Origin of the sequence: Amycolatopsis orientalis DSM 40040 = KCTC 9412 (assembly GCF_000478275.1) — a bacterium.
Lineage (GTDB): Bacteria > Actinomycetota > Actinomycetes > Mycobacteriales > Pseudonocardiaceae > Amycolatopsis > Amycolatopsis orientalis.
In genome coordinates this window covers 58,581-78,345 of the sequence record NZ_ASJB01000022.1, presented here as the reverse complement: position 1 = coordinate 78,345, position 19,765 = coordinate 58,581, and the positions used below count along the sequence as shown (strand labels likewise).

Sequence of the window (19,765 nt, the reverse complement as noted above, 5' to 3'; positions counted from 1 at the left end):
CCCCAGTGGTGGGTAGGTGTTACTTTTTCTTCGGTTTCTTCACCGATTCGGGTCCGGTGAGCGAGGGGACGCCCGTGGCGGCCTCCCGCAGGAGGCTCTCGATCGTCTCCAGGAACGGCTCGGCGCCCTCGTTCGTCAGCCAGTTGAAGAACGCGGTCTTCACCGCGGACTCCACGATCGCCGCCATGAGCCGCGCGTTCAACGCGTTTTCCGGACCTGCCCCTGCCCGTTCGAGGATCGCCTCGGCCAGCACCTGCTCGACGGTGGCGTGCGCCTTGAGGAACTCGCCGTGCATCGACGGATGCAGCATCATCGACCGCGCGACCTTCACCGTGCCGCGGTCCGGTTCCCCCGAGCTGCCGTAGGCCTCCAGCGTCGCGGCGCTGACCGCCTCCCACAGTGTCTCCCCGGCGGGCCGCTCGCGCAGCGCCTCCCGCACGCGTTCCTGCCGTTCGACGATGAACGAGCAGATCGCCTCCTCCTTGCTGGAGAAGTAGTTGTTGAACGTGCGCGGCGAAACCCCCACGGCACTGGCGATGTCCTCGACGCGGACCTGTTCGACGCCCTTCTCCGCGGCGAGTTTCAGCGCCGCCTCGCTCATGGCGCGCCGAGCTGCGCGCTTCTTGCGTTCGCGTAGTCCGAGAGGGGCGACGGGGTCCGTGGGCACGACGGCAAGGGTAGGCAAAAGTTGCGTGGCACGCAAATTTATGCGCACTCCGCACTTTTCGGGCACGACACGGCGCACCTGACGGGCAAATTGAGCCGAATGGCCTAGTGTGCACCGCTCACCAGCCGCAATGCTTTCGTTACCACGTCACTGCCAGCTGTTGAACGGAAACCGGTTGTGGACACCGATAGTTCCGTCTGCTTGCATGTCGGACGTTGTCACTGGGGAGTGCAACACGGGTCCGGGTATGCGAAGAGAAAGAAGTGGAAGCACATGGTGACGCGGGCTCGAGGCTTGCTTGACCGCTCACGGGTTCTTCTGGACCGCTCCCGGGTGGCCGCGGCGCAGTTCCTCGCCGCACCGCCCCGGCACGCCCCTTCGGCGCCACCCGCCGAACCGGCGGCGGAACAGCGGCCCGCCGTGGAAGCGCCGGACGCCGGCGCACTCGCCGGGGTCTGTTCGAACGTCGCGCTGCGGGACCTCAATCTGCTGGACCAGTTGCTCGCGCAGCTGGAGACGATGGAGGCGGGGGAGGAGAACTCCGACCGTCTCGCCGAGCTCTACCGGCTCGACCACCTGGCGACCCGGTTGCGGCGCAACGCCGAGAACCTGCGGGTGCTCGCCGGCCGTGACGCCGACGACGCGGCGGCCGGGACCTCGTCGATGCTGGACGTGATGCGGGCCGCGATGTCGTCGATCGACCACTACTCGCGGATCACGATCGGCCGCGTCGTTTCCCTCGGCGTCGTCGGTTTCGCCGCCGAGGACGTCAGCCGGATCCTCGCGGAACTGTTCGACAACGCTGCGAACCAGTCGTCGCCGAGTTCGCCGGTCAGCGTCAGCGCGCACCTCACCGAACAGGGAAGCGTGCTGATCCGCATCGAAGACGAGGGCATCGGCATGCCGCCGGAGCGCCTCGCGGCGCTGAACGAACGCCTCTCCGCCGGCCCCGTGCTCGACGACGAGTCGGTGCGGCATATGGGACTCGCCGTCGTCGGCAGGCTCGCCCACCGGCACGAGATCATCGTCAAACTCGACCGCCGTACCCCGCACGGCACGGTCGCCACCGTGCTGCTGCCGGTCCCGGTGGTGTCGGAGCTGGCCGAGGCGCAGTGGTCCGGCACGCAGACCGTCGTGCTGCCCCAGACGAGGGTCGCCAACGGAGTGCCCGTGGGGAGCCCGGTCGCGACGCCGTCGGCACTGCCGAGGCGCCGCCCCGCCGGGTCGCCGGCACCGGAGCCGGAAGAACGGAAGCCCAGCCCGCGTCCGCGCACGGCCGTCCCGCCGCCCGCCGACGGCGGCACCACCGCCAGTGGCCTGCCGCGCCGGGTTTCCCGCAGTATCAGGACTTTGCCCGACGAACCGGCCCCGCCGACCCCCTCGTCCGCCGATCCGGCGGACGGGCATGAGGCGCTGCTGGCCGACCTCGACGCCTTCACCGACGGCGAGCGTGCCGCTCTCGATGACCGGCACGAGCGTGAGACCGGAGGAAACACCCAGTGACCGCCCAGGACGCGACCACGGATTTCACGTGGCTGCTCGACGACTTCGTGCGCAAGGTGCACGGCGCGAGTCACGCGCTGATCATGTCCGTCGACGGTTTCCCTTTGACCGCCTCGGAATCGGTGTCCAACGACGACGCGGAGCAGCTCGCCGCCATCGCGAGCGGACTGCTCAGCCTCGCGGGCAACAGCGCCGCGTTGTTCGGCAAGGGGAACTGCGAGCAGATCATCATCCGGCTCACCCGCGGGTACTTCCTGTTCATGGGGATCGGTGCCGAAGCCGGGCTCGCCGTGCTCACCGAACCCGACTGTGACATGAAGGTCGTCGCCTACGAGATGACCCAGTTCATCACCAACGCCGGTCACGCCCTCACCCCCGAGGTGCGAGCGGGGCTCCGGCAGGTCCTGACCGCCCGACGGCCGCAGGCCTGAGAATCCGGAGAAGGAAGGGATGACCGTGTCCAGCGACCAAGCTCCGGACCGGCCCGTCAAGATGCGCAGCCGCAGAATCCGGCCCTACGCGCTGACCGGCGGCCGGACCAAGAGCAGTCACCTGCTGCTGGTGGAGACCCTGATCTCGGTGCCGCGCTACGACCCGGCGCTGGCCGAGGCGCTGATGCCCGAATCGCGTTCGCTGTACGAGCGCGCCCGCGACCGCTCGTCGATCGCCGAACTGTCGGTGGAACTCGACCTGCCGCTGGGCGTGGTGCGCGTCCTCATCGGCGACCTCGCCACCCAGGGCGCCGTCTTCGTGCACCCGACGGCGCACGCCTACAACCACGATACGAACGTGCTCGAGAGGATCCTCGATGGACTCAAGCGCCTCCCGGTCTGACGCCGATCTTCTCGCCATCTCCGCCAAGATCGTGGTCGCCGGTGGATTCGGCGTGGGCAAGACGACGTTCGTCGGCTCCGTCTCCGAGGTCCCGCCCCTGAGCAACGAGGCATGGATGACCGAGGCGGGTGCCGGGGTCGACGAGCTGGTGCCGCCCGGAACCAAGTCCACCACCACGGTCGCGATGGACTTCGGCCGGATCACCCTGCGCGAAGACCTGCTCCTGTACCTGTTCGGCACGCCCGGTCAGGCCCGGTTCTGGTTCCTGTGGGACGACCTGTCGCGCGGCGCGCTCGGCGCCGTCGTGCTGGTCGACACCAGCCGGATCGACCAGTCGTTCGCCGCGATCAACTACTTCGAGAACGACTCCGAACTGCCGTTCATCGTCGCGGTCAACCAGTTCGAGGGAATGCCGGTGCACGACCTCGACGAGGTCCGCGACGCGCTGGCGCTGTCCCCGGACATCCCGCTGATCACCTGCGACGCACGCGACCCCAAGTCGGCGGTCGCGACGCTGCAGGAACTGGTGACCCACACGCTGTCCCTCGCGGTGCTCTCCGGGGGACGTGAGTTTGCTTCGCTCAGCTGACCAGTTCTGGGAGGAACGTCGAGGATGCGCAAGGTTCTGATCGTCGGTGCCGGGCAGTCGGGGTTGCAGCTGGCCTTGAGCCTGCTTTCCCACGACTACGACGTCACGGTGATGTCGGCGCGGACACCGGACGAGATCCGGTCCGGCAAGGTGATGTCGACCCAGTGCATGTTCCACTCCGCCCTGCAGCACGAGCGGGACCACAAGCTGAACCTGTGGGAGGACGAGACCGTCCGGGTCGAGGGGCTCGGCGTGTCGATCGCCGGTCCCGACTCCAGCCGGGTGCTGGACTGGTTCGGGCCGCTGGAGCAGTTCGCGCAGTCGGTGGACCAGCGCGTGAAGATGGCGGGCTGGCTGGAGCTGGTGGAGGAGCGCGGCGGCAAGGTCGTCATCCACGGCGTGACCACGTCCGATCTGGCGCCGCTGGCGAAGCTGTACGACCTCGTGGTGATCGCCGCCGGCAAGGGTGAGCTGGTCCAGCTGTTCGATCGCGTCCCGGAGCGTTCGCCCTACACCGAGCCGCAGCGCGCGCTTTCGCTGGCCTACGTGCACGGCCTCGAGCCCCGGCCGGAGCATCCGGACAAAGCCGCCGTGCGGTTCAACATCATCCCGGGTGTCGGCGAGCTGTTCATGATCCCCGCGTACACGCTGAGCGGGAACTGCGACATCCTGTTCTTCGAGGGCGTGCCCGGCGGGCCGCTGGACTGCTGGAACGACCGGCCGTCGCCGCAGGAACACCTCGACCGGATCCTGTCGCTGATGAAGCAGTTCCTCCCGTGGGAGTACGAGCGGTCCAAGAACGCCGTGCTGACCGACGACAAGGCGACGCTGGCCGGTGGGTACACGCCGGTCGTGCGGAACGCCGTCGGCGAACTGGCCTCGGGCACGGTGGTGCTGGGCATGGCCGACGTCGTGGTCGCCAACGACCCGATCACCGGGCAGGGCTCCAACAACGCGAGCCACTGCGCGGCGTCCTATCTGGACTCCATCCTCGAGCGCGGGGACAAGCCGTTCGACGCCGAGTGGATGACGGCGGCGTTCGAGAAGTACTGGGAATACGCCCAGCACGTGACGACCTGGACCAACGCGATGCTGCAGCCGCCGCCCCCGCACGTGCTCCAGATCATCGGGGCGGCGGGGGAGAACCCGGCCGTGGCGAAGCGGTTCGCCAACGGATTCTCCGATCCGACCGACTTCCAGCACTGGTTCCTCGACCCGGCCAAAGCGGAGAAGTACCTGGCCGAAGCGTGATTTTCGGACCGCGACAGTCCCGCGATCGGGTTCACGGGACTGTCGCGGTCCGACGTTTCGGGCTACCGTTGTTACCGAGCGTGAGTACGGTCGGTAACGGCGGTGGAGGTGCGGCGCGATGCGTTCGATGTGGAAGGGCTCGGTGTCGTTCGGGCTGGTGAGCATCCCGATCCAGCTCTACGCGGCCACCGAGAACAAGAACGTCTCGCTGCGCCAGGTGCACGAGGCCGACGGTGGCCGGATCCAGTACAAGCGGTTCTGCACGATCGACGGCGAGGAAGTGCCCTACGCCGAGATCGCCAAGGGCTACGAACTGCCCGACGGCGAGATGGTCGTGCTCACCGACGAGGACATGGCCGAACTGCCGCTGGCGTCGTCACGGGCGATCGACGTGCTCGAGTTCGTGCCGCTGGAGTCCATCGACCCGATCCACTTCGACAAGACCTACTACCTCGAACCGCAGAAGAACGCCGTCAAGCCGTACGTCGTCCTGCGTGACGCGCTGCAGAAGGCGAGCCACGTGGCGATCGCGAAGGTCGCCATCCGGCAGCGGGAGACGCTCGCGATCCTGCGGGTGCACAGCGACGTCCTGATGATGACGACGATGTTGTGGCCCGACGAGGTCCGCGTCCCGGATTTCGGCTTCCTGCACGACGATCCGCCGCAGGTGCGGCCGCAGGAGCTGACGATGGCCGGCTCGCTGATCGACTCGCTCTCGGAACCGGTGTTCGAGCACGAGAAGTACACCGACTCCTACCGTGAGGCGCTGGAGGCCATGATCGAGGCCAAGGCCGCGGGCAACGAGACGGCGAAACCGAAGGCCGTGGGCGCGAAGGCCGACGTCGTCGACCTGATGGAGGCCCTGCAGGCCAGCGTGAGCGAGGCCAAGAAGAGCCGGAAACCGGCCGCGTCGACTGCCAAGAAGGCCACCGCGGCGAAGAAACCCGCCACGGGCAAGCGAACCCCGAAGAGCGCCTGACCCTCCTTTGTGGACAATGCACCCGGCCTCACGTGGCCGGGTGTCGCGACACGCCGCCTCTCGCGGATGCCGGATTCTGTCGTGCCTCGGTGGTATCAAGGCAACCGAGGAGAACTTTTCCGGAGCGATCTTCTCTCTGATCGCGGGAGGCGGCATGAGCATGGAGTGCGCGTTCTGCGCCGGCGGACTCGACCACTGCCACGGAACCCTGGTGGTCCACCTCGACGGTGGCTTCATCGAATGCAGCGAAGACGGCTGCGTCGACCTCGATTTCGCCCGGCACACGCTGACGATCGACTGTTTCGACGTCGACGGTGGTTGCACGTGTGCGGAGGTGGAGGCCCGGCTGTTGCTGCGGGCTTCCTGACCGGCGGCTGCTACACCAGTCCGGCCTGATCCGGGTGATCGGCACCGATTGCCACCCGAAGGTGTAAGCCTTCGTGTACATCGTGGCCGGAAATGTGTTAACTATGACGGGGTCCTCCGGCTCTCCCTCCCCCTCGGAGCCGGGGGACCCCTTCATGTCACGGTGCTTCCTTCGCGGTGTCGTGGATCGAAGCGCCGTCGCAGTCGCGCACCGCTTCCCAGACTCCGTCTCCGTCCGCGTAGTCGTTCGCGGGAAGCGTCCCCAGTGGACCGAGGACATCGTCACCCGCTCCGGCCGCCGCGGCGGCTCGCAGGAGTTCGTCGCGTCCGCACGGGTACTTCGCCGCCGCCAAGTAGGGGCGGGGGTCCGGTCCGGCCATCGGCTCTCCCTCCTTCTCCTCGTCCACGATGGATTACCCGGTGGACGGGGGACGGAAACGGACCGGGCACCCGGCGTGAGGGGTACGCCGGGTGCCCGGTCCGTTTCGGTGCTGGTACCGGGGGCTCAGTACCAGTTTTTGGCTCGGTGCTCAGTACCAGTGGGCGCGACCGCCGATGGCCTTCCCGGTGTTCCCGAGGACGGCCAGGATGATGCCGATGACCGCGAGCGCGATCCCGATCGAGTACAGGACGGGGATGCTGGCGATGACACCGATGACAATCAGGATGACGCCGAGAATGATCACGGGGCACCTTCTCCTTCGTAGTCGCCCGGCCGAGTTGATGCCGGGGTGTGGCTACTTAGGGGATGCCCGGTCCATGCCCGGGGAAACAGGTCCATCCGGCCGTAGTTTTCACGCATTCGGCCTAACGTCACTGTCCGTAGTGTGCCCGGCTCGTGAGTGGTAATGACGGTTAGAACCGTCATTACCACTCACGAGGGTGCTCAGTATCGGTAGTGGTCCAGCTTGTACGGACCCTCGACGTCCACGCCGATGTACTCGGCCTGGCGCTTGGTGAGCTTCGTCAGCCGGACGCCCAGCGCGTCGAGGTGCAGGCGCGCCACCTTCTCGTCGAGGTGCTTCGGCAGGACGTGGACGTCGGTCGCGTATTCGCCCTGCTTCGTGAACAGTTCGATCTGCGCGATCGTCTGGTTGGTGAAGGAGTTCGACATCACGAAGCTCGGGTGACCGGTCGCGTTCCCGAGGTTCATCAGCCTGCCCTCGGACAGCACGATGATCGAGTGCGCTTCGCGGTCATCGGTGGCGGGGAAGACCCACTCGTGCACCTGCGGCTTGATCTCGATCTTCTGGATGCCCGGCGTCTTCGCGAGCCCGGCCATGTCGATCTCGTTGTCGAAGTGCCCGACGTTCGCGACGATCGCGTTGTGCTTCATCTTGGCCATCTGGTCGGCCATGATGATGTCGAAGTTGCCGGTGGTGGTGATGAAGATGTCACCGCGCTCGACGACGTCGTCGAGTTCGACGACGTCGAGACCCTCCATCGCGGCCTGCAGCGCGCAGATCGGGTCGATCTCGGTGACGACCACGCGGGCGCCCTGGCCGCGCAGCGATTCCACCGCGCCCTTGCCGACGTCGCCGTAGCCGCAGACGACCGCGACCTTGCCCGCGATCATCACGTCGGTGCCGCGGTTGAGACCGTCGATGAGCGAGTGACGGATGCCGTACTTGTTGTCGAACTTCGACTTCGTCACCGAGTCGTTCACGTTCATCGCCGGGAACAGCAGCTCGCCTTCCTTGGCGAGCTTGTAGAGCCGCTTGACGCCGTTGGTGGTCTCCTCGGTGACGCCGCGGACCTCCTTGGCGATGCGGGTGAACCGGCCGGCGTCACGGGCGAGGCTCTCGCGCAGCGTCCGCAGCACGGAGTGGTATTCCTCGGGGTCCTCTTCGGTCGGCTGCGGGACGGCACCGGCGGCCTCGAACTCGACGCCCTTGTGGATCAGCATGGTGGCGTCGCCGCCGTCGTCGAGGATCATGTTCGGGACGCGGCCGTCGCCGAAGTCGAAGAGCTGGTCGGTGCACCACCAGTACTCGGCGAGCGTCTCGCCCTTCCAGGCGAACACGGCCGAACCGGAGGGGGCGTCGACGGTGCCGTTCGGGCCGACGACGACGGCCGCGGCCGCCTCGTCCTGCGTCGAGAAGATGTTGCAGGACACCCAGCGCACCTCGGCGCCCAGCGCCACGAGCGTCTCGATCAGCACGGCGGTCTGGACCGTCATGTGCAGCGATCCCGCGACCCGCGCGCCCTTGAGCGGCTGCGAGGCGGCGTATTCGCGGCGCAGCGCCATCAAACCGGGCATCTCGACCTCGGCGAGGCGCAGCTGCTTGCGACCGGCCTCGGCGAGGGAAAGGTCGGCGACGGCGAATTCGATCCCGTTGACCTTGGACAGGGTGGGGCTCACTGGGTCTCCAATCATCGAGCAAGGCAGGGTGAAGCGGTCCTTCTCGCCGATGGCGGGAAGGACGGAGGCAGCGCGGAGGTTCAGAACTCGGCCTCGACGGCCGGAAAAGTGTTGTCAGACAAAAAAGAGGCACCTCCGCAGTGGGAGGCGCCCTTACGTCTGTCACAGCGGGCCGAGCGTGGCGGAAGAAATTCCGTCGCAGCGCCTCTCGGCCCGAAACCAGAATGGCAAAACGCCGCGATGGCTGTCAAGGCGACGCTGATCGCGCCGCCGCCGGGGGGAATTCGGCGCGGACACCCAGCAGGCGGACCGGCCTGCCGAGGTCGAACATGTCGAGCACTGCCAGCGCCGCCTTCTCGATCCCGGCCGGGTCCGCGGTCGGCGCGGGCAGGGTCACGCTGTGGGTGTGGGTCAGGAACGGCGCGAACCGGACCTTGACCGCCACCCGCGCGGCGGGTCTTCCTTCTTCGGCGACGTCCTGGGAAACGCGTTTCGCCAGCGCGACGACCTCCGCGGCCATGGCCTCGGGGTCGGTCAGGTTCTGCTGGAACGTGGTCTCGCGGCTGCGGGACCGTGCCACATACGGCGTCGCGGTGACTTCGGCGTCGCCGATCCCGCCGGCGAGGATCCGGTACCACGGGCCGAGCTTCGGGCCGAACCGCGCCGCGAGATCGCCCGCGTCGGCGCCCGCCAGCTCCAGCACGGTGTGATAGCCGGCCGCGGCGAGCTTCTTCGTGGTCTTGGCGCCGATGCCCCAGAGCGCGTCCGTCGGCTTCTCGGCCATGACGTCCCACCAGTTCTCCTGGACGAGACGGAAGATCCCGGCCGGTTTCGCGAATCCGGTGGCGAGTTTGGCGCGCAGCTTGTTGTCGCCGATGCCGACCGAACAGGACAACCCGGTCTCCTCGGCCACCACCCGCCGGATGTCGGCGGCGAGGGCTTCGGGATCGTCGGTGGTGGCGCCGAGGAACGCCTCGTCCCAGCCGAGTACCTCGACGACCACCGGGAACTCCCGCAGGGTCGCCATCACCCGATCGGAGACTTCTTGGTAGGCGGGCGCGTCCGTCGCCAGGAAGATCGCGTCAGGGCAGCGTTTCGCGGCGGTCCGCAACGGCATCCCGGACTGGATGCCGAACTCCCTCGCCTCGTACGACGCGGTCGCCACCACGGCCCGCTCGGCCGGATCGCCCGTGCCGCCGACGACCACGGGCTTGCCGCGCAGCTCAGGCCGCCGGGCGACCTCGACCGCCGCGATGAACTGGTCGAGGTCGACGTGGAGCACCCACTCCCGGACGGCCATGGAGCGAGCTTAGGACCGTTCGGCGATCTCGTCGCGCATGCGCTGCTCGTTCTCCTGCAGTTCCGGGGTGAAGGCGTCGCCGAAATCCTCGGCTTCGAGGATCTTGCGGATCTCCAGGACGGTGTCACCGTGCGGGGGAGTGGGGCAGCGCTTCGCCCACTCGATCGCTTCGGCGCGCGACGGGACGTCGACGATCCAGAAGCCGCCGACGAGTTCCTTGGCTTCGGTGAACGGGCCGTCGGTGACGGTGGCCCCCGCGGCGTTGAGCGTGACCCGCGCGCCCTTGGAGCTCTCCTGCAGGCCTTCGCCGCCCACCAGCACCCCGGCGTCGACCATGTCCTGGTTGAACTTCGCCATGGCGGTCAACGCCTCCATCGGCGGCATCTTCCCGGCCTCGGAATCCTCGTCCGCCTTGATGATGATCATGAACCGCATGGTCTTCCTCCCCGTGAACCGGACTTGACGCCCGGACTCTACCGGCGAGCGGGAAGACGGTCAGTCACGGCCGAATCGGGACAGATGCACGATCACGGCGCTGGTCACGGTGATCATCCCGATCAGCAGCAGGGCCGGGCTGTTCGTCACCATCCCCAGCAGCATCAGCAGCCCCGCGGTCAGGTCGAGGCTCAGCACGACCGCCAGCCGGAGCAGGGGAGGGTGCGCGGGCTTACCGGACCTGAGCCGGGCGGCCAGTGCCGGCTCCGTCAGTTCGAACCAGCGCTCGATCTTCTCCAGTTCTTGCCGATCGTGATGGCTCAGCATCGGTTTCTCCTTCGGCGCGCCCGCCCGGTCGACAACCAGGGAATACCCAGCGCCAAGGCGGTATAAGCATCGAATTTCGCCGACTTTCGTATAACGACCTATACGGCGTGGCCGGGTCGCGTCCACTGTGGATGGTGAGATTGGCCCATTCGGGGTTTCGGCACGCAGAAAGATCGTCAAAGAGGGGGGTGATCGGTAGTTTCCGTACTCACGGCCGTGGTGGCCACGGGCCGCTCCACCTGGGAGGAACCGCACGATGACCATACCCACCGAACCGATCGGCAGTATTCCCCGTCCGGCCTATCTCGTCGAAGCACTCGGCGAGCACGCCGCCGGACGGCTCGACGCCGACGGGCTCGGCGAGTTGCAGGAAAAGGCCCTCGTGGAGACGATCAAACGGATGGAGGAGACCGGTTCGCCGGTCATCACCGACGGTGAACAGGGCAAGCCGAGTTTCGCCACGTATCCGTTGGCGGGCTTGACTTCGCTGGCTCCGGACGGCGTCGTCATCCCCTTCGCCGACGGGCACACCCGGCAGCTTCCGCGGCTCACCGCCGGTCCGTTCCGCTATCAGACCTACGCCGCTTCGTACCTGCGCGCGGCCAAGAAGCACACGACCACGCCGGTGAAGCAGGCGGTGATCGCGGCGTCGGCGATCGGACTGGTCTATCCCGGTGAGGAATTGGCCGGATACAGCAAGGAAGAGTTCATCGCCGACCTGGTGAACGAAGCCGAGGCCGATATCCGCGGCAGTCTCGACGCGGGTGCGGACAGCGTGCAGATCGACTTCACCGAGGGCAGGTTGTCGCTGAAGCTCGACCCGTCCGGCGGGCTGCTGCAGTCCTTTGTGGACCTGAACAACGCGGTGCTGGACCGCTTTTCCGAGGAGGAGCGCAAGAAGATCGGGGTGCACACCTGCCCCGGTGGCGACCAGGACTCGGTGCACAGCCTCGACGTCGACTACGCCGCGCTGCTGCCGACGTTGTTCCAGCTGAAGGTGGGCAACGTCTACGTCCAGCTGGCCAGTGAGCCGGACCCCGAGCGGGCGCTTCGCGTGATCGCCGAGCATTCCCGGCCGGAACAGCGGATCTTCGTCGGCGTGACCGATCCGATCGATCCGCGGGTCGAAACGCCCGAAGAGGTGCGTGACAGGGTGCTTCAGGCGGCGCGGTACATCCCGGCCGACCGGCTGGGTACCTGTGACGACTGCGGGTTCTCGCCGTTCGCCGACGACCTGTCGACGTCACGGGACACCGCGTTCGCCAAGATCGCCGCCCGGGTCACGGGTACGCGCCTCGCCGAGGACTCCTTGTAGCCGGGGGGTGATGGGCACCTTCAGCTCTGGACGGCGACCCGGATGCCGAGCCCGACCAGCAAGGTGCCCATCACCGCGTCCATCGCGCGCCGCACCCGGCCCGCGGTGAAGAACCTCCGCAGCGAACCGACGAGCGTCGCCAGGACGAAGGTCCACACGACGGCCACCATGGTGGCCAGCGCCGCCAGTTGCAGGGTCTCCGCCGTCGTGGCCGAGTGGGGGAGGAACTGGGGGAGCAGCGCCAGGAAGAACACCGCGACCTTCGGGTTGAGCAGGTTGGTGAGCAGGCCGTGCCGGAACGCCGCCCGCGGCGCGACGACGGGCGTCACCTTGTCCTTGAGTTCGGCGTAGTCGCCGCGGCGCACGGCCAGCCAGGCCTTGACGCCGAGGAAGATCAGGTAGGCGGCGCCGATCAGCTTCACCACGGTGAAGGCGATCGCCGACGCGGTGAGGATCGCGGCGACACCGAGGGCGATCGCGACCACCCAGACGAAGACGCCGAGCGCGATGCCGAGTCCGGCGGCGATCCCGGCCTTGCGCCCGCCGAGGATCGCGCTGCGGGTCACCACCAGGAAATCCGGTCCGGGTGCCATCGCGCCGAGCAGGCAGACCAAGACGAACGAGAGTGCGGTAGCCCCGGAGATCATCAGCCGATGCTATCCGGCTGGTCGATATCCCGGCTCATGACGGCTCCGGGGACGTCGACGCCGTCGGGCGTCGTCACCGTCACCCGTTCGACCTCGGTGAAGCCGAACGCGCGGTACAGCGGGACACCGGGCATGGTCGCGGTCAGCGTCAGCGACGTGAATCCCTCGGCTTTCGCCGCGAGGCGGCACGATTCGAGGATCGCGCGCCCGAGCCCGCGCCGTGTCCAGTCGCCGCGGACGAACATGGCGCGGATCCGCGCGGGCTCGGTGGCCGGGTCGAGCGGGCGGTCGTCGTCCGCCGCGTCGCCGGCACCCGCATGCGTCTTGTTGCGCCTGCTCCAGCCCCCGCAGGCGACGATCTCGCCGTCCGCCTCGTGCACGAAGTAGGTGCCGTCTTCGATCAGCCGCAGATCGATATGCGCGATGTGGTCGGCCGCGCTCGCGGTCTGGCGGTCGTCGTAGAACCGGGGGAACAACTCCAGCACCGAAGCCCGCATCAGCGCGGCGATGGCGGGGGCGTCGGCGAGCGTGGCCGTCCGCTGCGGCGGCGTCTCCTTCGTCATGCGCGGAAGATAGCCAACAACGCCTGCCGCGCCTACCGGATAATCGCGTGATGATCACCGACGACGGCCGTGAACTGTGGACCTCGGCGACCGGCAGCGGTGAGCCGATCCTGTGCTGTCACGGCGGCCCGGGGCTGTGGGACATGTTCGGCACCCTCGATCTCGGCTCGCGGTTCCGCCTGATCCGCTGGGACCAGCGCGGCGCCGGACGATCGGAACCGCGCGGCCCGTACACCCTCGGCCGGATGGTGGCCGACGTCGACGCCGTCCGCGAGGAACACGGGCTCGATCGCGTCCCGGTGCTCGGGCATTCGTGGGGTGCGCAGCTGGGTCTCCTCTACGCCCTCGCGTATCCCGCGCGGGTGAGCGCGCTCGTTTACGTGTCGGGTGTCGGCCTCGGTCACGGCTGGCACCCGGAGTTCAAGCGGAACTTCGAGCGGGCCCTCGGGGACCGGCACGCGCGATGGGCCGAGTTGCGCGGGAAGGATCGCGATGAGGCCGAAGAGCGGGAACTCGCGGTGCTGCAATGGACAGCGGACTTCGTGGCGGACGGCGACCGCCACGCCGAGTCGATGGCGACGCCCTGGTTCTCGGTCAATTACGAGGCGAACGCTTTGTTGAGCGAGGAAATGCGGGCGACGCCGGAGCGGGAGCTGGTCGAGGCCTGCCGGGCGCTCACCGTGCCGGTGCTGATCATCGACGGGGCGGCGGACATCCGGCCCCGATGGGCTGTCGACTCGCTGGAGCGGGCTCTGCCCTCGGTGACCAGGGTGCGGCTGCCCGGCGTCGGCCACGTGCCGTGGCTGGAGGCGCCGGACGCTTTCCGGGCAGCCGTACTCGCTTTCCTGCCCGGCTCGTGAGTGGTAATGACGGTTCTAACCGTCATTACCACTCACGAGCGTTCAGGCCTTGGTGATCGGCTGCTGCAGTTCGGTGACCCACTGGTCGCCGTCGGCCGGGCAGTCGAGGTAGTACTCCCGTGCGGGCCCGCTCGCGCGGTATCCGTGCGCGTCGACCCATTTCGCCAGCGCCTGGTAACTGGCGAGCACGGTCTCGATCGCGCCCCGGTGCAGGATCGTCGCCGCGGCAGGGACCTCGGCGAGGCTCACCGTCGAAAACCCTTCGCTCCCGTCGGTTTCGGCCGAGATCGGGGCGGCGGCGTGGATCAGCACCTTCTCGCCGCCGGGGTCGTCCTCGTAGTAGGCGATCAACGGTCCCGACGGGGTGATCGGGCCGAGCGCGCCGAACAGCTCCCGGTAGAGCCGCTGCACCACCGGCCCGATCTCCTCGTTGACGTATCCGCTCACCGTGCCGGTCAGCTCGGCGACGCGCACCGCGGGAAGGCTCTTGACGACGACGTCTTCGGAAGGCATGACTCCCTCGCTTTCGATCGACCGGAGCCTCGCCTCGACGGCCCTGAGCCGCATCTCGTCGGCCGCGATCGCCGCTTCGAGCTCGGCCCGCCGCAGCCGCAGCATTCCGCGCAGCTCGTCCACGCCGATCTCGGCGTCGAGGATCTCCTGTACCTGGGTGAGCGTGAAACCGAGATCCTTGAGCGCGATCACCCGGTTGAGCCGGGCCAGCTGATCGCCGGTGTAGGACCGGTAGCCGCTGAACGGGTCGACCCTGGCGGGCCGCAGCAGCCCGATGGCGTCATAGTGACGCAGCATCCGGACCGACACGCGGCCGTGTTTGGCGAAGTCTCCGATACTGAACATGACGTCTCCCACCAGACAGCCTGACACGGTGTCACGGTCAAGCGATCAGCGCACCAGCCGGAAGAACGACCGCACCTCCTCGGTGAAGACAGCCGGCTGTTCGAAGGCGGCGAAATGCCCGCCCCGCTCGAGTTCGTTCCAGTACCGGATGTCGGTGAACCGGCGTTCGGCCCAGCGCCGGGACGGGCGCGGGGTCTCGCGCGGGAAGATCGAACAGCCGGTCGGCACGGAGATCTTGTCCACGGTGGACTCGGAGAACCAGCTCGACACCTCGCCGAAGCTCTCCCAGTACAACCGGGCGGACGAGGCGCCGGTGCCGGTCAGCCAGTAGAGCGTGATGTCGTCGAGCATCGCGTCCCGGCTCAGCGCGTTCTCCGGATGGCCGTCGCAATCGGTCCACGCCTGGAACTTTTCGAGGATCCACGCGCACAGCGCCACCGGCGAGTCCGTCAGCGCGTAGCCGATCGTCTGCGGCCGGGTCGCCTGCTGGTTCGCGTAGCCGGAACCGTCCACTTTGGCGTGTTCGAGATCGGCGAGCGACTTCCGCTCGAACTCGGTCAGGTCGTCGAACGTCGCCGGGTCCGGTGCCGCGAGCGGCGGATTGAGGTGGATCCCGGCGAGGCGTTCGGGAGCGGTGCGTCCCATGAGCGTGGTGATGCTCGTGCCCCAGTCGCCGCCCTGCGCGCCGAAGCGTTCGTAGCCGAGGCCTGTCATCAGGCGGATCCAAGCGTCGGCGATGCGCTGGATCGACCAGCCGGTCTTGGCGGGTTTGTCACTGAAGCCGTAACCGGGCAGGGACGGGACGACGACGTGGAAGGCGTCGGCCGCGTCGCCGCCGTGGGCGACCGGATCGGTGAGCGGGCCCAGCACGTCAAGGAATTCGAAGACCGAACCCGGCCAGCCGTGCGTGAGGATCAGCGGCAGTGCGCCGGGATGTGGTGAGCGGGCGTGCAGATAGTGGATGCCGAGGCCGTCGATCTCGGTCCGGAACTGGGGGATCGCGTTGAGCCGGGACTCCGCGGCGCGCCAGTCGTAGGTCTCCGCCCAGTAGGCGCACAGTTCGCGCAGGTAGGCGGCGGGAACCCCCTGCGACCAGTCGTCGACGGTCTCGTCTTCGGGCCAGCGGGTGCGGTGGAGCCGGGCGCGGAGGTCTTCGAGTTCGGCCTCCGGGACGCGGGCTCGGAAGGGCGTCGTGTCCATGGCGGTCGACGGTAACGATGGGGTCCGACAATTCGTGGACTTCCGCCCGACCGGGTGGCTGAAGGGAACTTTCCCCGCATGGCACGCGGCGAAGGGAGCTTTCGTCGCATGGGATGCGGTGAAAGCTCCCTTCAGCTCTCTCTGGGCCGGAGCCCGTTGACCGAGGCCAGGTCAGCGGGCTATTCTCGATATACGAAAGAAAGTTTCCGCAGAGCGAAATAACTGAGGTTTCGATGGCTGATCTTGCCGGTTCGCGTCATGCGCTGCCCTACGTGCTGAACCTGTCGATGGTCTTCACCGAGTTGCCGCTCCTCGAACGCGCGGAGGCGGCGCGCGCGGCGGGGTTCACCGCGGTCGAGTACTGGTGGCCGTTCGAGACGGCGGTGCCGGACTCCGCCGACGTCGACGCGTTCGTCGCGTCGGTCGAGAAGGCCGGGGTCGCGGTGACGGGGTTGAACTTCTTCCCCGGCGACATGGCGGGCGGCGACCGGGGTCTGGTCACCTGGACCGGCCGTGAGAAGGAGTTCGCCCACAGTGTCGCTTCCGCGATCGAGCTGGGTGAGCGGCTCGGCTGCCGCCGGTTCAACGCGCTCTACGGAAACCGGATCGACGGCGCAGACCCGGCCGGGCAGGACAAGCTCGGGCTGGAGAATTTGGCGCTCGCCTCGGACGCCGCCGCGCGGGTCGATGCGGAGATCGTCCTGGAGCCGTTGTCGGGAGCGGAAAAGTACCCGCTCAAGACCGCGGCCGACGTGCTGAAGGTGCTCGACGAACTCGGGCGGGACAACGTGAAGCTGCTGGCCGACCTGTACCACCTGGCGGTCAACGGTGACGACCTCGACCGGGTCGTGTCCGTCCACACCGGACGGATCGGTCATGTGCAGATCGCCGACGCCCCAGGGCGGCACCAGCCGGGGACCGGAACGCTGGACATCGAGGGATACCTGGAAAAGCTGCAGACGGCGGGCTACCGCGGGCAGGTCGGCGTGGAGTACAAGCCCGACGGGCCGAGCGCGGATTCGCTGTCGTGGCTGCCTTTCGAACGAAGGGGACTGGCATGACCAAGCTGGGATTCATCGGACTGGGGATCATGGGCGGGCCGATGGCGGGACATCTCGCCGCCGCCGGGTACGAGGTGAGCGGATTCGACACGAACGCCGACGCGCTCGCCCGGCTGGAGGCCGTGGGCGGACGGGCGGCCACCGGGGTGACGGACGCCGTCTCGGGCGCGGAAGTCGTCATCACCATGCTGCCGAACCACCCTCAGGTCGAGGCCGTCGTGCTCGCGGCGGGCGGGGTGCTGGAAGCGGCGAAACCGGGGACCCTGCTGATCGACATGAGCACCATCCGGCCGGAGACCTCCATCGAGGTGGCCGAACGGGCGGGCGAACGGGAGATCCGGGTGCTGGACGCGCCCGTTTCCGGCGGTCAGGCCGGTGCCCAGCAGGCCTCACTGTCCATTATGGTCGGTGGTGAGGACGACGACTTCGCGGCCGCGCTCCCGATCCTGGAAGCCGTCGGCAAGACGATCGTCCATGTCGGGCCGCACGGTGCCGGGCAGGTGGTGAAAGCCGCCAACCAGCTGGTGGTCGGCGGGACCTACGGGCTGATCGCCGAAGCCATCGTGCTGCTCGAAGCCTCGGGCGTCGACGCCGGTGTCGGACTGGACGTGCTGGCGGGCGGCCTCGCGGGCAGCCGGATCCTCGAACTCAAGCGGAAGTCCATGGTGGCAAGGGAATTCGCGCCGGGCTTCCGGATCGATCTGCACCACAAGGACATGGGCATCGCGCTCGCCGCCGCCCGGCAGGCCGACGTCGCACTGCCGATCACCGGGCTGGTCGCCCAGCTCATCGCCGCCGGACGGGCGATGGGCCACGGCTCGCTCGATCACTCCGCCCTGCTGAAAGTCGTCGAAGCGCTGTCCGGCGCGGAAAGCAAGGAGTGACGCATGCCCAGAATCCCCGCCATGCAGGCCGTCGTCGACGTCCTGGTCAGTGAGGGCGTCGACACCGCGTTCGGCTGCCCCGGCGCCGCGATCCTCCCGCTGTACCAAGCGATGCAGGGCAGCGGCATCGAGCATCTGATCGTGCGCCACGAAGAGGGCGCGACCCATATGGCCGACGGCTGGGCAAGGACCACGGGCAACGTCGGCGTCGCGATCGGCACCTCCGGGCCCGCCGGGACGAACATGATCACCGGGCTCTACACCGCACAGGCCGACTCGATCCCGATCATCTGCATCACCGGGCAGGCCGATTCGCGGAAGCTGCACACCGAGGCGTTCCAGGCCGTCGACATCGTCGAGATCGCGAAGCCGGTGACCAAATGGGCGGTGCAGGTCAAGGAGGCCGCGCAGCTGCCCTGGGTGTTCCGCGAGGCGTTCCGCGTCGCCCGGTCCGGCCGCCCCGGCCCGGTGCTGATCGACCTGCCGATCGACGTCCAGCGCCAGGACATCGAATGGGACTCCAGCATCGACTCGCCGCTGCCGGTCACCACGGTGACGCCGTCGCCCGCCCGGGTCGAGCGGGCGCTCGATCTGCTGCTGGCCGCGGAACGGCCGCTGATCATCGCCGGCGGCGGCGTGGTGCTCGGTGGCGCGAGTGACCGGCTGCGGACCGCGGCCGAACTGCTCGGCGTGCCGGTCGGCGTGACGCTGATGGGCAAGGGGACCTTCCCCGAGGACCACGAACTGTTCGCCGGGATGGCGGGGATCCAGACGTCGCAGCGGTGGGCGAACGCGGCCTTCCTCGAAGCGGATCTGGTGCTCGCGCTCGGTGCCCGGTTCGGTGACCGGCACACCGGTGACCTGGAGGTCTACCGCGGCAGCCGGAAGTTCATCCACGTCGACATCGAACCCACCCAGCTGGGCAAGGTGTTCGGGCCGGACCTCGGGATCGTGTCCGACACGGGAGCGTTCCTGGACGCGCTGATCGCGGCCGCGTCGAAACGTTCCCCGGCGCGGGATCGGGCGTGGCCGCGACGGATCGGCGAACTCAAACAGAGCCTGCCCAGGCGCGAGGACTTCGACGACACGCCGATCAAGGCACCGCGCGTGTTCAAGGAGATCAACGAGTTCTACGGCGAGGACGCCTACTTCGTCACCGCGATCGGGCTGTACCAGATCTGGTCCGGGCAGTTCCAGCGCGCGCACAAGCCCCGCCACTACCAGGTGTGCGGCCAGGCGGGTCCGCTCGGCTGGGAGATCCCGGCGGCGATCGGCGTCAAGAAGGCGAAACCGGAGGCGGAGGTCGTCGGCGTCGTCGGGGACTACTCGTTCCAGTTCCTGGTGGAGGAGCTGGCGGTGGCCGCGCAGTACGACGTCGGGTTCGTGCTGATCATGCTCAACAACGAGTACCTCGGGCTCATCCGGCAGGCCGAGACCGGCTACGAGATGAACTTCGAGGTCGACATCCACTACGACAAGATCGGCACGGACAACGTGAAGGTCATGGAGGCCTACGGCTGCTCCGGCACCCGCGTCACCGAGCCGGGCGAGATCCGGGCGTCGCTGGCATGGGCGCGTAAGGAGGCGGAGCGCACTTCGCGGCCGGTGCTGGTGGAGATCATGATCGAACGAGAAGGGAACGCCGCGATGGGCAAGGCGCTCGACAGCGTCGTCGAGTTCGAGCCGATCGCGGGCTGAGGGAACGAGATGAACGGGACTTTCATGCCAAGGCCCGCCAGGAAAGTCCCGTTCATCTCATCCGGT

23 protein-coding genes are annotated in these 19,765 nt (G+C 68.1%); 12 read left to right on the top strand and 11 right to left on the bottom strand.

Annotation, left to right across the window (positions count from 1 at the left end; genetic code table 11):
- Positions 1 to 19: 19 nt before the first annotated feature.
- On the bottom strand, positions 20 to 667 hold the full coding sequence (locus tag L324_RS06475; protein ID WP_152546715.1) for a TetR/AcrR family transcriptional regulator: 648 nt from the start codon (positions 665 to 667) through the stop codon (positions 20 to 22).
- Positions 668 to 940: 273 nt separating this feature from the next.
- Between L324_RS06475 and L324_RS06470 the strand changes: the two genes are divergently transcribed.
- The 7 genes from L324_RS06470 to L324_RS06440 all read left to right on the top strand — a co-directional run bounded on the left by L324_RS06470 (position 941) and on the right by L324_RS06440 (position 6,190).
- Positions 941 to 2,170 (top strand): sensor histidine kinase, encoded by a 1,230-nt coding sequence (locus tag L324_RS06470; RefSeq protein WP_037305025.1) that lies wholly within the window; start codon positions 941 to 943, stop codon positions 2,168 to 2,170.
- Positions 2,167 to 2,601, top strand: coding sequence for a roadblock/LC7 domain-containing protein (locus tag L324_RS06465; protein WP_037305023.1), 435 nt, complete (start codon positions 2,167 to 2,169; stop codon positions 2,599 to 2,601). Before L324_RS06470 ends, L324_RS06465 begins: the two co-directional genes overlap by 4 nt.
- Before the next feature lie 19 nt (positions 2,602 to 2,620).
- Positions 2,621 to 3,004: a DUF742 domain-containing protein gene (locus L324_RS06460; RefSeq protein WP_037305021.1), complete on the top strand. Its 384-nt coding sequence runs from the start codon at positions 2,621 to 2,623 to the stop codon at positions 3,002 to 3,004.
- The gene (locus L324_RS06455) at positions 2,979 to 3,593 is read left to right on the top strand and encodes a GTP-binding protein (protein ID WP_037305018.1); all 615 of its coding nucleotides are present in this window, start codon (positions 2,979 to 2,981) and stop codon (positions 3,591 to 3,593) included. The genes L324_RS06460 and L324_RS06455 overlap by 26 nt, the downstream gene beginning before the upstream one ends.
- Positions 3,594 to 3,617: 24 nt before the next feature.
- The gene (locus L324_RS06450) at positions 3,618 to 4,844 is read left to right on the top strand and encodes a styrene monooxygenase/indole monooxygenase family protein (RefSeq protein ID WP_037305016.1); all 1,227 of its coding nucleotides are present in this window, start codon (positions 3,618 to 3,620) and stop codon (positions 4,842 to 4,844) included.
- A gap of 118 nt (positions 4,845 to 4,962) precedes the next feature.
- Complete coding sequence (ku, locus tag L324_RS06445; protein ID WP_037305014.1) at positions 4,963 to 5,823, top strand: non-homologous end joining protein Ku; 861 nt, start codon at positions 4,963 to 4,965, stop codon at positions 5,821 to 5,823.
- Positions 5,824 to 5,977: 154 nt separating this feature from the next.
- Positions 5,978 to 6,190 carry a hypothetical protein gene (locus L324_RS06440; protein WP_081736215.1) on the top strand — a complete coding sequence of 71 codons (213 nt, stop codon included), beginning with the start codon at positions 5,978 to 5,980 and terminating at the stop codon, positions 6,188 to 6,190.
- A 157-nt stretch (positions 6,191 to 6,347) separates the two neighbouring features.
- Here the strand turns inward: L324_RS06440 and L324_RS06435 are convergent, their stop codons facing one another.
- From L324_RS06435 to L324_RS06415, 6 genes are all read right to left on the bottom strand, one after another.
- Positions 6,348 to 6,569, bottom strand: coding sequence for a DUF2795 domain-containing protein (locus L324_RS06435; protein WP_037305010.1), 222 nt, complete (start codon positions 6,567 to 6,569; stop codon positions 6,348 to 6,350).
- A gap of 150 nt (positions 6,570 to 6,719) precedes the next feature.
- The gene (locus tag L324_RS43040) at positions 6,720 to 6,875 is read right to left on the bottom strand and encodes a DUF6131 family protein (RefSeq protein ID WP_005159014.1); all 156 of its coding nucleotides are present in this window, start codon (positions 6,873 to 6,875) and stop codon (positions 6,720 to 6,722) included.
- A 200-nt stretch (positions 6,876 to 7,075) separates the two neighbouring features.
- Positions 7,076 to 8,551 (bottom strand): adenosylhomocysteinase, encoded by a 1,476-nt coding sequence (ahcY, locus tag L324_RS06430; protein ID WP_037305009.1) that lies wholly within the window; start codon positions 8,549 to 8,551, stop codon positions 7,076 to 7,078.
- A gap of 247 nt (positions 8,552 to 8,798) precedes the next feature.
- Complete coding sequence (locus L324_RS06425) at positions 8,799 to 9,851, bottom strand: DNA polymerase IV (protein ID WP_037305007.1); 1,053 nt, start codon at positions 9,849 to 9,851, stop codon at positions 8,799 to 8,801.
- A gap of 9 nt (positions 9,852 to 9,860) precedes the next feature.
- Entirely contained in the window at positions 9,861 to 10,286 is a 426-nt protein-coding gene (locus tag L324_RS06420; protein ID WP_037305004.1) for a YciI family protein, read from the bottom strand.
- Between the two features lie 60 nt (positions 10,287 to 10,346).
- On the bottom strand, positions 10,347 to 10,613 hold the full coding sequence (locus L324_RS06415) for a DUF3040 domain-containing protein (protein ID WP_037305003.1): 267 nt from the start codon (positions 10,611 to 10,613) through the stop codon (positions 10,347 to 10,349).
- Positions 10,614 to 10,869: 256 nt separating this feature from the next.
- Between L324_RS06415 and L324_RS06410 the strand changes: the two genes are divergently transcribed.
- A complete protein-coding gene (locus L324_RS06410; protein ID WP_037305000.1) occupies positions 10,870 to 11,928 on the top strand; it encodes a cobalamin-independent methionine synthase II family protein in 1,059 nt (352 codons plus the stop codon).
- Positions 11,929 to 11,948: 20 nt separating this feature from the next.
- On the opposite strand, the gene L324_RS06405 is transcribed toward L324_RS06410, so the two are convergent.
- Entirely contained in the window at positions 11,949 to 12,575 is a 627-nt protein-coding gene (locus tag L324_RS06405; RefSeq protein WP_037304998.1) for a LysE family translocator, read from the bottom strand.
- Entirely contained in the window at positions 12,575 to 13,138 is a 564-nt protein-coding gene (locus tag L324_RS06400; RefSeq protein WP_037304997.1) for a GNAT family N-acetyltransferase, read from the bottom strand. Before L324_RS06400 ends, L324_RS06405 begins: the two co-directional genes overlap by 1 nt.
- Before the next feature lie 50 nt (positions 13,139 to 13,188).
- On the opposite strand from L324_RS06400, the gene L324_RS06395 reads away from it, so the two are divergent.
- Complete coding sequence (locus tag L324_RS06395) at positions 13,189 to 13,998, top strand: alpha/beta fold hydrolase (protein ID WP_037304995.1); 810 nt, start codon at positions 13,189 to 13,191, stop codon at positions 13,996 to 13,998.
- Positions 13,999 to 14,040: 42 nt separating this feature from the next.
- Here the strand turns inward: L324_RS06395 and L324_RS06390 are convergent, their stop codons facing one another.
- A complete protein-coding gene (locus tag L324_RS06390; RefSeq protein ID WP_037304992.1) occupies positions 14,041 to 14,856 on the bottom strand; it encodes a MerR family transcriptional regulator in 816 nt (271 codons plus the stop codon).
- Between the two features lie 45 nt (positions 14,857 to 14,901).
- The gene (locus tag L324_RS06385) at positions 14,902 to 16,056 is read right to left on the bottom strand and encodes an epoxide hydrolase family protein (RefSeq protein WP_037304991.1); all 1,155 of its coding nucleotides are present in this window, start codon (positions 16,054 to 16,056) and stop codon (positions 14,902 to 14,904) included.
- A 233-nt stretch (positions 16,057 to 16,289) separates the two neighbouring features.
- Here L324_RS06385 and L324_RS06380 point away from each other — a divergent pair, with 233 nt between their 5' ends.
- Genes L324_RS06380 through gcl form a run of 3 tightly spaced genes read left to right on the top strand, consistent with a single transcriptional unit; the run spans position 16,290 to position 19,699 of the window.
- On the top strand, positions 16,290 to 17,117 hold the full coding sequence (locus L324_RS06380) for a hydroxypyruvate isomerase family protein (protein ID WP_037304990.1): 828 nt from the start codon (positions 16,290 to 16,292) through the stop codon (positions 17,115 to 17,117).
- Positions 17,114 to 18,001: a 2-hydroxy-3-oxopropionate reductase gene (locus L324_RS06375; protein WP_037304989.1), complete on the top strand. Its 888-nt coding sequence runs from the start codon at positions 17,114 to 17,116 to the stop codon at positions 17,999 to 18,001. The genes L324_RS06380 and L324_RS06375 overlap by 4 nt, the downstream gene beginning before the upstream one ends.
- A gap of 3 nt (positions 18,002 to 18,004) precedes the next feature.
- Positions 18,005 to 19,699 (top strand): glyoxylate carboligase, encoded by a 1,695-nt coding sequence (gene gcl, locus L324_RS06370; RefSeq protein ID WP_081736214.1) that lies wholly within the window; start codon positions 18,005 to 18,007, stop codon positions 19,697 to 19,699.
- Positions 19,700 to 19,765: the final 66 nt, after the last annotated feature.